This is a genomic window from Lysobacter daejeonensis GH1-9 (genome assembly GCF_000768355.1).
Classification (GTDB): Bacteria; Pseudomonadota; Gammaproteobacteria; order Xanthomonadales; family Xanthomonadaceae; genus Aerolutibacter; species Aerolutibacter daejeonensis.
Map to the genome: position 1 here is coordinate 197,431 of NZ_AVPU01000002.1, position 11,647 is coordinate 209,077.

At 67.4% G+C, this 11,647-nt stretch carries 9 protein-coding genes and 1 tRNA gene; 3 read left to right on the forward strand and 7 right to left on the reverse strand.

The window, feature by feature from the left end:
• Positions 1–24 precede the first annotated feature (24 nt).
• Positions 25–3,009, forward strand: a complete 2,985-nt coding sequence (locus N800_RS01995; RefSeq protein ID WP_084087070.1) for a bifunctional diguanylate cyclase/phosphodiesterase — start codon at positions 25–27, stop codon at positions 3,007–3,009.
• A 44-nt stretch (positions 3,010–3,053) separates the two neighbouring features.
• On the opposite strand, the gene N800_RS02000 is transcribed toward N800_RS01995, so the two are convergent.
• Together N800_RS02000 and N800_RS02005 are read right to left on the reverse strand one after the other, a co-directional pair.
• Complete coding sequence (locus N800_RS02000; protein WP_036134174.1) at positions 3,054–3,746, reverse strand: type 1 glutamine amidotransferase domain-containing protein; 693 nt, start codon at positions 3,744–3,746, stop codon at positions 3,054–3,056.
• A 95-nt stretch (positions 3,747–3,841) separates the two neighbouring features.
• Complete coding sequence (locus N800_RS02005; protein ID WP_156962833.1) at positions 3,842–5,068, reverse strand: MFS transporter; 1,227 nt, start codon at positions 5,066–5,068, stop codon at positions 3,842–3,844.
• Between the two features lie 97 nt (positions 5,069–5,165).
• Between N800_RS02005 and N800_RS02010 the strand changes: the two genes are divergently transcribed.
• Positions 5,166–6,074 carry a LysR family transcriptional regulator gene (locus N800_RS02010; RefSeq protein WP_036134175.1) on the forward strand — a complete coding sequence of 303 codons (909 nt, stop codon included), beginning with the start codon at positions 5,166–5,168 and terminating at the stop codon, positions 6,072–6,074.
• A gap of 7 nt (positions 6,075–6,081) precedes the next feature.
• On the opposite strand, the gene N800_RS02015 is transcribed toward N800_RS02010, so the two are convergent.
• The 3 genes from N800_RS02015 to rnk form a co-directional block, all read right to left on the reverse strand.
• The gene (locus N800_RS02015; RefSeq protein ID WP_036134177.1) at positions 6,082–6,735 is read right to left on the reverse strand and encodes a thiopurine S-methyltransferase; all 654 of its coding nucleotides are present in this window, start codon (positions 6,733–6,735) and stop codon (positions 6,082–6,084) included.
• Positions 6,736–6,840: 105 nt separating this feature from the next.
• Positions 6,841–9,084, reverse strand: coding sequence for a DNA topoisomerase IV subunit A (gene parC, locus N800_RS02020; RefSeq protein ID WP_036134179.1), 2,244 nt, complete (start codon positions 9,082–9,084; stop codon positions 6,841–6,843).
• Between the two features lie 150 nt (positions 9,085–9,234).
• Positions 9,235–9,651: a nucleoside diphosphate kinase regulator gene (gene rnk, locus N800_RS02025; protein WP_232227514.1), complete on the reverse strand. Its 417-nt coding sequence runs from the start codon at positions 9,649–9,651 to the stop codon at positions 9,235–9,237.
• 181 nt (positions 9,652–9,832) lie between these two features.
• Between rnk and N800_RS02030 the strand changes: the two genes are divergently transcribed.
• Positions 9,833–9,917, forward strand: a tRNA-Leu gene (locus N800_RS02030).
• Positions 9,918–10,067: 150 nt separating this feature from the next.
• On the opposite strand, the gene deoD is transcribed toward N800_RS02030, so the two are convergent.
• A complete protein-coding gene (gene deoD / locus N800_RS02035; protein WP_036134183.1) occupies positions 10,068–10,781 on the reverse strand; it encodes a purine-nucleoside phosphorylase in 714 nt (237 codons plus the stop codon).
• Positions 10,782–10,794: 13 nt separating this feature from the next.
• Positions 10,795–11,535 carry a deoxyribose-phosphate aldolase gene (deoC, locus tag N800_RS02040; RefSeq protein ID WP_036134186.1) on the reverse strand — a complete coding sequence of 247 codons (741 nt, stop codon included), beginning with the start codon at positions 11,533–11,535 and terminating at the stop codon, positions 10,795–10,797.
• Positions 11,536–11,647 lie beyond the last annotated feature (112 nt).

Below are 11,647 nucleotides of genomic sequence, written 5' to 3' on the forward strand. Positions count from 1 at the left end.
CACGGCACGTTGCCAACACAGGCAATGTCCAAGTCCACACATGATGAGGCGCAGCACGGCGATCGAAGGGCCGAGACCGAGGCGGCGTTGGCGCCCTCGGCGGCCTGCCTTCCGCGTGTCCCGACGAACCCAAGTGAATTGGACGCGATGGTGCTGGATTTGGCCGAGACGGTCTTTGGGTGCCGCAACGCCCGCTTGGTCTGGGTAGCCGGCCTCACGCCCGAGGGCCAACCGCTTCGCCATCAGTGGCCGACCACGCCGCTTTCGCTCGCGGAGTCGACGCTGATTGAGCAAGCCCGGCGTCGGCGAGGTTGTGTGGTGAGCCAGTCCCGGGAGTCCGGCTGGGTACAGGTCGGATACTCGCTGGCCTTCGCCCAGTCAGTCATCCTGGCTGAATGGCCGGACACGATGGGGCTGCCTGGCGCTGCCCCGCCGGGGCTGCGCGCATTCCTTGCGCTGCTGGCAGTGCGGATGCGGGCCGAGTCCGAGCTCGCCGCCGCTCGCCGCGCCACCGGGCGCCTGGAGAAGGCGGCCAGGCTGCAGAGCGCGTCCTATCTGATTGCCGACCTGGCGAGCAGCAAGCTCGACATGGCCGAAACGCTTCGGTGCACGCACGCGGTGGTCGCGGGATTGATGTACGCGGAGAATTTTTTCATTTCGCTGTACGACCCGGAGCTGGACAGCGTCAGGTTCGTTTATTTCGCTGATGTCGCGGCGCCCAATGCCATCCGTGCAGGCGAGGAGATGCCGGCGGCCCGCATGGAAAACAGCCTCACGATGGCGGTGATCCGCGGCGGCCGGCCGGTGATGGGGCCCTCACGCCAGTTGCGGGAAGCGCTTGGCTTGGGGGCGGCGGGCGAGTTCGGCCCCGATAGTGCGGACTGGCTGGGCGTGCCGATGGTCGCCGAAGGCCGGGTGCGCGGTGCGGTGGTGGTGCAGTCATACGACGAGCACAACCGCTACACGGAGGAAGATAGTGCCCTGCTGGCCTTCGTTGCACAGCACATCCTCACTGCGTTGCAGCGCAAGCAGGCACACGAGGAGTTGGAAAAGCGCGTGGAAGAGCGGACCCAGGCGCTGACGGAGGAGGTAAGGGAGCGAAAAAGGGGTGAGCAACTGCAGGCGGCGTTGTACCGCATTGCGGACCTTGCCAGTGCCGAGCTGGACATGAGCGAGATGCTCGCGTGCATTCACGAAGTCGTTGGCGGGCTGATGTACGCGCGCAACTTCATCATCGCACTTTACGATGGCGAGCGGGACACCCTCCGTTTCATTTACCACTCCGATGAAAAGGACCCGGGCCTGGTTAGTATCGGCGTGGACATCCCAGCCGACGAGATGCGCGACACGATTACCTTGGGGCTGGTCCGCAGTGGCAAGGCGGTGGTGGGGCCGCCGGAGCAGGCGATTTCCCGGCTTGGCATTCCCTCCGGCGTTTTCGTTGGGTCCGTTGCAGAAGATCTGCTCGGGGTGCCGATGGTTTCGGGAGGTACGGTGCGGGGTGCAATCCTCGTGCAGAGTTACGACCCTGATGTCCATTACGGCGGCGAGGATCAGGCGCTGCTTGCTTACGTCGCCCAGCACATCTTGACGGCATTGGACCGCAAGCAGGCGCAGGCGGACCTCGAAAGGCGGGTGGAGAGCCGCACGCGCGAACTGGCGTCGGTGGTAGGCGAACTGCGCCAGCAGATCAGCGAGCGCGAGCGGGTCGAACAGCAACTGATGCACGAGACCCTCCACGACTCGCTGACCGGGCTTCCAAACCGTAGCTTCCTCTACGGTGCGCTTGATCGCGCAATGGCAAGGCGGAGGCGCAGCCCCGACCACAGTTTCGCCGTGCTCTTTCTCGACCTTGATCGCTTCAAGGTCGTCAATGACAGCGTTGGGCACCACGCGGGTGACGAAATGCTGAAGCAGGCAGCAACGAGGCTTGCGGCATGCGTGCGACCTTTCGACGTGGTCGCTCGCCTGGGTGGTGACGAGTTCGCGATGTTGCTCGAGGACGTGAATCTTCCCGAGGAAGCCTGCAATCTCGCGCAGCGCGTGATTGATTCGCTGGGCAAGCCGATGCTGATCGATGGAAAGGAGTTGTTCACGTCTGCCAGCATCGGGATCGCCCTTGGCCACGAGCGTTACGAGAGGGCGGAGGAGATGCTGCGCGATGCCGACGTCGCCATGTACCGGGCCAAGGCGCGTGGTAGGCAGCGTTTTGAAATATTCGACAAGCGGCTGCTCGGCGAGGCGCTCGAACTGCTTGAACTGGAAAGCGACCTGCGGCGTGCCGTGCAGCGATCCGAGTTCATCCCGTATTTCCAGCCCATCCTGCGACTGCACGACCGGCACGTTGTGGGCTACGAAGCACTACTGCGTTGGCGACACCCCAGTCGTGGCATCTTGACGCCTGGTGACTTCCTGGGGGCAGCCGAGGAAAACGGCAGCGTCGAGCAGATCGATTGGCAGATGTTTGAAAAAACCTGTCGCCTGGTGCAGGCGCAACGGGAAGACATGGGCTACGTCACGATCAACGTGTCGCCACGCCATTTCCGTTCACCTGCGTTGGCCGAGCAGTTGTTGAATCTGCTCGACGAACACCATCTGTCGCATGATCGCATCCGGGTGGAAGTGACCGAGGGCGCGCTGCTCGACAACCCCGACCAGGTGCGGGCCACGCTCGAAGTGCTGCGCGAGGCAGGCGTGGTCGCCGCGCTGGATGATTTTGGCACCGGCTACTCATCGTTGAGCTACCTGCACCGGTTTCCCCTGCATGCGCTCAAGATCGACCGCTCGTTCGTCAATGCGCTGCGCCGGGGAGAGAAGGCCGGCAGTGAGGCCGTCGTGCGCGCGGTGATTGCCATGGCCGGTACGCTGGGCATGGACGTTATCGCCGAGGGTATCGAAACCCGTGAGCAGTGCGATTACCTGATGGAGATCGGTTGCGAGCTGGGCCAGGGCTTCCTTTTTTCACCGGCACGCCCCGCCTCGGAGTGGGGGGCGTGGCGCCGCCATTAGTTGCTTGGCGTCAAACTTGCCGCCCAAGCCGGCACGCGGCGTGCCTAGCCTTGTTGGGTCAGCAACGACCGGATCGCCGCGCCGACGCCGCTGGCCGACTGAGGGTTCTGGCCGGTGACCAAGCGGCCGTCGACCACCACCTGCGCGGTCCAGTCGGGCGCGGCCTCGTGGTGGGCGCCGCGCGCCGCTAGCTGGCTGGCGAGCAGGAACGGCACCGTGCCGTCGAGCTGCACCGCGCGCTCCTCGCTGTCGGTGAACGCGCTGACCCGTTTGCCGGAGACCAGGTAACTGCCGTCGGTCAGGGTCACGTTCACCAGTGCCGCCGGGCCGTGGCAGACCGCGGCAACCACGCCACCGGCTTCGTACAGCTCGCGGGTCACGCGGCGCACCGCATCGCTGGTGGGGAAGTCCCACATCGCGCCGTGGCCGCCAGCAAAGAAGATCGCGGCGTACTTCGCCGGATCGACGTCGTCGAGGCGCAGGGTGGTGCGGATCGCGTCGCGGAAACGTGGATCATTCCAGAAGCGCGCGTTGGTCGCGTCATCGAGGTCGAGTCCGTCGACCGGCGGTTCCCCGCCCTGGATCGAGGCGAACTCGACCGGGATGCCGGCGGCATCGAGCTCGGCCAGCGGGTGGGTGACCTCGCCGAGGTAGAAGCCGGTCGGCTGGCCGGTGTCGCCCTTGCGGCCGTGGCTGGTGAGGACGAACAGCACGGGTTTTTGCGGGGTTGCAGTCATGGGGATCACCTTTGGGGAAGCGGGCGGCGTGGCACAGTCCAGCACCGCGCGGGTTGGGAAGGCGTGAGGCCGGGTGGTGCGAGGGCGCGAGCGACTCAGTCGGCGGCGACGATGGCCAGGCGCGGCGCGGGGCGGACCTCGCGGCGCACGCTCCACAGCACGATCGCCAGGCCGGCCAGGGTCACCACCGCCGCGGTCCATGGCACGGCGCCCAGCCCCGGGCCGCGCGCGATCACCACGCCACCCAGCCACGCGCCGATCGCATTGCCGAGGTTGAAGGCGGCAATGTTGAAGCTCGATGCCAAGTTCTCACCCGCACCCTGCGCCTGTTGCAGCACGCGCAACTGCAGGGGCGCGACGGTGGCGAAGGCGGCGGCGCCGAGCAGCCCGGTGAACACCACCGCGGCGATCGGGTCGCGCACGGCGAAGGTCATCACCCCCAGCACCACGGCCAGCAGCGCGAGCGAGCCGATCAGGGTCGGCAGCAGGCGGCGGTCGGCGAGCCGGCCTCCGATCAGGTTGCCGGCGATCATGCCGACGCCGAACACCAGCAGGATCGGCGAAACCGCGCTTTCGCTGAAGCCGCTGATCTCGGTCAGAATCGGCTGGATGTAAGTGAACACCGCGAACACGCCGGCGTAGCCGAGCACCGTCGCGGCCAGGCCAAGCAGCACCTGCGGGCGGCCGAGCACCTTGACCTCCTCGCGGATCGCGATGCCTTGGCGGTCACCGTGGTCCTTCGGCACCAGGGTCGCGATCACCGCGGTGGCGATCACGCCGATCACGGCCACCGCCCAGAACGTCGCGCGCCAGCCCAGGTGCAGGCCGAGCCACGCGCCGGCGGGCACGCCCAGCAGCGTCGCCACGGTAAGGCCGGTGAACATGATCGAGATCGCCGAGGCCTTGCGGTCCGGCGCGACCAGCCCGGTGGCGACCACCGCGCCGATGCCGAAGAAGGTGCCGTGCGCGAGCGAGGTCAACACCCGCGCCGCCATCAGCACCTCGTAGTTGGGTGCCAGCGCACAGGCGAGGTTGCCGAGGGTGAAGATCACCATCAGCGCGACCAGCGCCGCTTTGCGCGGCAGCTTGCCGGTCGCCGCGGTCAGTAGTGGCGCGCCGACAAACACGCCCAGCGCATAGCCGGAGATTAGCAGCCCGGCGGCGGCGATGGTCACCTTGAGGTCGGCCGCGACCTGCATCAGCAGGCCCATGATCACGAACTCGGTGGTGCCGATGCCGAATGCGCCGATGGTCAACGCGTACAGCGCGGGCGGGATGCGGGCGCCGCCGGGGGCGGCCGGGGAGGGGGAGGAGGGGTGCATGGCGGGGTTCCGGGGAGGAAGGGCGCCAGTCTGGTTCGTTGCACCTTCGCCAGAAACCGGGCATATGTGCAAACACTTTCAATGAGTGATTGAGAATATGGATCGGATCGGCGACATCGCCCTGTTCCTGCGGGTGCTGGACCTGGGCTCGATCAGCGCCGCCGCGCGCAGCCTGGACCTGTCGGTGGCGGTGGCCAGCCAGCGCCTGAAGCGGCTGGAGCGCGACCTGGGGGTGCGCCTGCTGCACCGGACCACCCGCCAGCTGCATCCCACGCCCGAAGGCCTGCTGTTGGCCGAGCAGGGCCGGCCGCTGGTCGAGGACCTGGATGCACTGGCCGATGGCCTGCGCCGCACCGGCAGCGGCGTGGCAGGCACCCTGCGAGTGACCATGTCCTCGACGTTCGGCCGGCTGTACGTCTCGCCGCTGCTGCCCGAATTCCTGGCCCGGCACCCGGCGGTGCGGGTCAGCGTCGACCTCAACGACCTCAAGGTCGATCTGGTGAGCGCGGGCATGGACCTGGCGATCCGCATCGGCACGCTCGACGACTCCAGCCTGGTCGCGCGCCAGATTGCGACCAACCGGCGCCTGCTGTGCGCCTCGCCGGCGTATCTGGGCGCGCACGGCACGCCGCAGACGCCGGCCGACCTGGCCGCGCATCAGTGCCTGCTGCTGGTCGGCAGCCAAGGCCGGCAGGACGTGTGGCGGCTACAGGATGGCCACGGTGAAGTCGCGGTGCGGGTAAGCGGCCGCCTCGAGAGCAACCAGGGCGAACTGCTGCGCGACGCGGCGGTTGCCGGACTCGGCATCGCGCTGCACTCCACCTGGCACGTGCATGACGACCTGCGCGTCGGCCGCCTGTTGCGCGTGCTGCCGGACTACCCGCTGGCCGACACCGGGATCCACGCGGTCATGCCCCAACGGCGGCTGGTGCCACCGCGGGTGCGCGCGTTCGTCGATTTCCTGGCGGAGCGCCTGGGTGGGGTTCCGCCGTGGGAGCAGGAGTGAGTGGCGTTCAGCGGTGCAACCGATACACCACTGTCTCCAATGCCGTAACCCCCTCGGCCACGAACTGGGGCTGCTGCGCCAGGATGTCCCGCCGCTCCAGCGTCTCGATCTGCCAGATCTCGCCGTACAACGCCCGCACCTCATCCTCGACGACCGAGAACGGGGGGCCTTCCTTCTCGTGTTGCGGGTATTCCAGCGTGATCAGCAGTCCCCTGCAGCGGCCGGGCAGGCGCGCGTACAACTCACGAGCGTAGCGCTCGCGCATCGGCGGCGGCAGCGCGATCAACGCCGCGCGGTCGAACACCGCGTCGCACGTGGCAAGGAGCCCCGCGTCCAGGGTGAACGCATCCCCACACACCAGCTCGATCTCGCCCGAACGGTAGTGGCGGCCGTAGGGCGATTCGGTGATGGTGTAGGGCAGGTCGTTCTCGGTGAAGAACTGCTCCACCGCCACGCGCGACAGCTCCACGCCCAGCACGCGGTAGCCCTGCGACGCGAACCACAGCATGTCCAGCGACTTGCCCGCCAGCGGTACGAACACTCGCGAACCGGGTGCGATGCCCAGCGACGGCCAATGCTTGAGCATCAGCGGCGTCGCCTTGTCCTGGTGGAAGCCGATGCGGCCTTCATGCCAACGGTCGTGCCAGAACTCCGGTTCCATTCGTGCTCCTCGTCAGTGGGTGGAGGCGTGTGTCAGAGGCGCGCCGCCGTGCAATGGATGCACGACAATCTCAAGCGCGGCGTGGCGCGGGTTACGGTCGAATCGTCAGCCGACATCGAGGCCATCCACCTTCTGCCAACCCCGCGGCAACAATCCACCGCGCGTCGCACGCGCACCGACATACGCCTCCAGGTCCTTCCACGATAGCGACATCGTGCGCGCCCCGGACTTCACCGTCAGCATGCCGCCCGCCGGGACCACCGCCACCGCCACCACGCGTTCCGTGCCCAGCTTCGCCTTCGGAATGTCGATCAGCTTGTTGCCCTTGCCCTTGTCCAGCTCGGGCAACTCGGCCACCGGGAACGCCAGCAGGTGGCCGACGTTGGTCACCGCGACCACGCGATCCTGGTCCAGCGCACCTACGGCCGCGGGTTGCAGCACCTTGGCGCCCGGTGTCAGCGACAGCATCGCCTTGCCGGCCTTGTTGCGACCAGTGAGGTTCTCGAAACGGGTGACGAAGCCGTACCCGTGCGAGGACGCCAATACGAAACGGTCGTCATCGGCGCCGCTGGCCAGCGTCTGGAACGACGCGCCCGCGGCTGGCGAGAACCGCCCGGTCAACGGCTCGCCATTGCCACGCGCGGAGGGCAGCGAATGGACCACTGTCGAATACGCACGGCCGGTGGAGTCGAGGAATGCCACCTGCTGCGTGCTGCGCGCCTTGGCTGCGCCGAGCAGGCCGTCGCCCTCGCGATAGCTCAGTCCGCCAGCATCAATGTCGTGGCCCTTGGCCGCGCGCACCCAGCCCTTCTCGCTGAGCACCACGGTCATCGGTTCGCTGGGCACCAGTTCGGATTCGGAGATGGCCTGTGCCGCGCCACGGGCGACCAGCGGCGAGCGGCGCGCGTCGCCGAACTTCTTGGCGTCGGCCAGCAGCTCATCCTTCACGAGCTTGCGTAGCTTGGCCTTGCTTTCCAGCGTGGCCTGGATGCGGTCGCGCTCGGCGATCAGCTCGGCTTCCTCGCCACGGATCTTCATCTCCTCCAGGCGCGCCAGCTGGCGCAGCCGGGTCTCAAGGATGTAGTCGGTCTGCTCCTCGGTCAGCCCGAAGCGCGCCATCAGCACGGCCTTGGGCTCATCCTCGGTGCGGATGATGCGGATCACCTCGTCCAGGTTGAGGAAAGCGACCAGCAAGCCGGCCAACAGGTGCAGGCGGCGCTCGACCTTGTCCAGGCGGTGCTTGAGGCGGCGCGTGACCGTGTCGGTGCGGAAGTGCAGCCACTCGCTCAGGAACTGCTTCAGCCCCTTCACCTGCGGGCGGCCGTCCAGGCCGATCACGTTGAAGTTGACCCGGTAGCTCTTCTCCAGGTCGGTGGTGGCGAACAGGTGACCCATCAGCTGGTCGGTGTCCACGCGGTTGCTGCGCGTGACCAGCACGATGCGGGTGGGATTGGCGTGGTCGGACTCGTCGCGCAGGTCCTCCAGCCACGGCAGCTTCTTCGCGCGCATCTGCGTGGCGATCTGCTCGATCACCTTGCCCGGCGAGGCCTGGTAAGGCAGTGCGGTGACGACGATGTTGTTGCCGTCCTTCTCGTATACCGCGCGGGCGCGCACGCTGCCCAGCCCGGTCTCGTACATCTGCAGCAGGTCGGCGCGCGGGGTGATGATCTCGGCCGTGGTCGGGTAGTCCGGGCCGAGCACGTGCTCGCACAGGTCGCGGGTGGTCGCGTCCGGGTCGTCGAGCAGGCGCACGCAGGCGCTGACCACTTCATTGAGGTTGTGCGGCGGCACGTCGGTGGCCATGCCCACCGCGATGCCGGTGGTGCCGTTGAGCAGCAGGTGCGGCAGGCGCGCCGGCATCCACGAGGGCTCTTCCAGCGTGCCGTCGAAGTTGGGCGTCCAGTCCACCGTGCCCTGGCCCAGCTCGCCCAACAACACTTCGGCGATGGGGGTCAGCTTGGACTCGGTGTAGCGCATCGCCGCGAACGACTTCGGGTCGTCGGTGGAGCCGAAGTTGCCCTGGCCCTCCACCAGCGGATAGCGGTACGAGAACGGCTGCGCCATCAGCACCATCGCCTCGTAGCAAGCGCTGTCGCCATGCGGGTGGTACTTGCCGATGACGTCGCCGACGGTGCGTGCGGACTTCTTCGGCTTGGAGGCGGCGTTCAGCCCCAGCTCGCTCATCGAATAGATGATGCGGCGCTGCACCGGCTTGAGCCCGTCGCCCAGGAAGGGCAGGGCGCGGTCGAGCACCACGTACATCGAGTAGTCGAGGTAGGCGCGTTCGGCGTACTCGCGCAGCGGGATCTGCTCGAAGCCGTGGAAGGCCGGGCGTACGGAATCATTCATTGGGCAAAACCGGTCATGCGGAGGCGGTGCGCTCGCTCGGGTGTCCCGGCGATTCTAACCGCCGGCCCGGCCGTCGGGCCGGGGCGGTGACGATATGCGGCAGCGGTCGCAAACACTGCGACCGCCGTGGCCGCAAACGGCGCGCGAGGCTCAGCGGGTGAAGTCGCCGGCGGCCTCGGGCTGGTACTGGATCGACAGCACGCGCAGGCGGATGGTGCGGCCGCCCGGGATGGGCCACTCGATGCTGTCGCCGATGCGCAGGCCGAGCAGGGCGCTGCCGACCGGGGCGAGGATGGACACCTTGTCGGCGCTGCCATCGGCATCGCGCGGGAACACCAGGGTCATTTCGCGTTCTTCGCCGCTGTTCTCATCCAGGAAGCGGGCGGTGGAATTCATGGTGATGACGTCGGCGGGCATCTGGGCTGGCTCGACGATCTCGGCGCGTTCCAGCTCGGCCTGCAGGGCCTGGGTGTCGTGTCCGCGCGCGATGGGGGTTTCCAGCAGCGCCTCCAGGCGCTCGCAATCGAAGCGGGAAATCAGCAAGGGGGGCGGGGTGGGCTTGGTCACGCTCTTCTCCAAAAGTAGAAGCGGGCGACGCGCCGTGCGCACCGCCCGCAAGTTCACTGGTTGTGGCCAAACCGTAGCCCCGAACGGATTCTTCTTCAAGCCGACAAAAAAGGTGTTGACAGGGTGGGGGTGTAGTCCCAGAATACGCGGCTCGCAAGGCAGCAACATCGCCGAACGAAATGCCCAGGTGGCGGAATTGGTAGACGCACTAGTTTCAGGTACTAGCGGGTAAAACCGTGGAGGTTCGAGTCCTCTCCTGGGCACCAAATCAAAAGGGTACATCCCTTCGCAAACCCCGCCAACGAGCGGGGTTTTGTGTTTCTGAGGTAGGGAAAACAGGCCTTCTGTTGGGGCGTCTGCGGTCGCCCACGACGCTGTCGGTCCCGCAAATCCCTCGCGTCGTCCCAAACAGCCGCCTAACCCGCGTCGTCGGCAAGAGCATCCAGCACCAGCGCCACCATCGTCGAAAGGCCCTGTTCGCGCTGCTCCGGTGCCATGTGCTCGCCACGCTGCAGGTGGTCGCTGACTGCCAGCACGGATAGCGCGCGAACCCCCTCGCGCAGCGCCAGCCCATAGAGCCCGGCGGATTCCATCTCCACCCCGACAATGCGGTGACGGACCAGCCGCTCGACCAGGTGCGGATCGCCGTCGTAGAAGCTGTCCGTGCTGAACACCCCTGCTACCGAAGCGCGGATGTCCAGCTGCCCTGCTGCGTCGACAGCGGCGCGCAGCAGATCGAAGTCGGCGCACGCCGAGAGATCGTGCCCGCCGAACTGCAGCCGGTTGAATCGCGAATCGGTGCTGGCCGATTGCGCCAGCAGGATGTCCCCGAGGGCGACGTCGCCCACGCCGCCGCAGGTGCCGATGCGCACGATCCGCTTGACCCCGTGGAAACGCGCCAGCTCGGTGGCGTAGATCGCGCACGACGGGATGCCCATGCCGCTGCCCAGCACCGACACCCGCTGCCCGCGGAACGTGCCGGTGTAGCCCAGCATGTTGCGGCGGGTGTTCACTTCCATCGCACCATCGAGGAACTCGCGGGCGATGTGGCGGGCGCGCAGCGGGTCGCCCGGCAGCAGCACGGTATCGGCGATCTGGCCCGGTTCGGCGTCGAGGTGGGGTGTGCTCATGTGGAAGGTCGTGTCAGTGGATGGCGGCCAGCACCGCGGAGAACAGTGCGCTGGCACCGATGCGGAAGTGGCGTGGCGTGGCCCAGTCGGGCCCCATGCGCGTATCGGCCAATGCCAGGTACGGCGCGGCGTCGTCGAGGGTGCGGATGCCGCCGGACACTTTCAGTCCGCAATGTCCCCCGGTGGCTTCGATCGCATCCAGCATCGCGCCTGCGGCGGACAGCGTGGCGTTCACCGCGACTTTGCCGGTTGAGGTCTTGAGGAGGTCGACACCGGCCTCGATGCCGATCCGGCTGGCGCGGTGGATCAGGCTGGTTTCGCCCAGGACGCCTGTCTCCAGGATCAGCTTCAGTGGCACGTCCTTGCCGCATGCCTCGCGGCAGGCAATGACACCGTCCCTGGCGAGCGCGACGTCGCCACGCAGGAAGGCGCGGTAGTCGAACACCATGTCGATCTCTTCGGCGCCCGCGGCCAGCGCACGCCGGGTCTCGCGGTGGATGCGCTCCACGCCCCCGTTGCCTTCCGGGAAATTCACCACGGTGGCGACCCTGATCGTGCCTTCGCCCAGGGCATGCCGTGCGGTAGTGACATGCTCCGGGTACACGCAGACCGCTGCCGGGCCAGGGCTGGCCGACACGGCTGCGGCACAGAGCGCCGCGATCTGCGCGGGCGTGTCGTCCTCGCCCAGGCTGGTCAGGTCGAGCAACGGCAGCAGCCGCAAGGCCAGGTCGAGATGGGAAGCAGGGGCAGGCATGGCGGGGCCAATGGTGTGACCTTGGCAGGCTAGGGGGATGCGCAGGTGTCGTCCTTGATTTGCGACAACTCCGCCGCCGGCAGGCCGTGGACGCCCGCTGTGGCCAACCGCG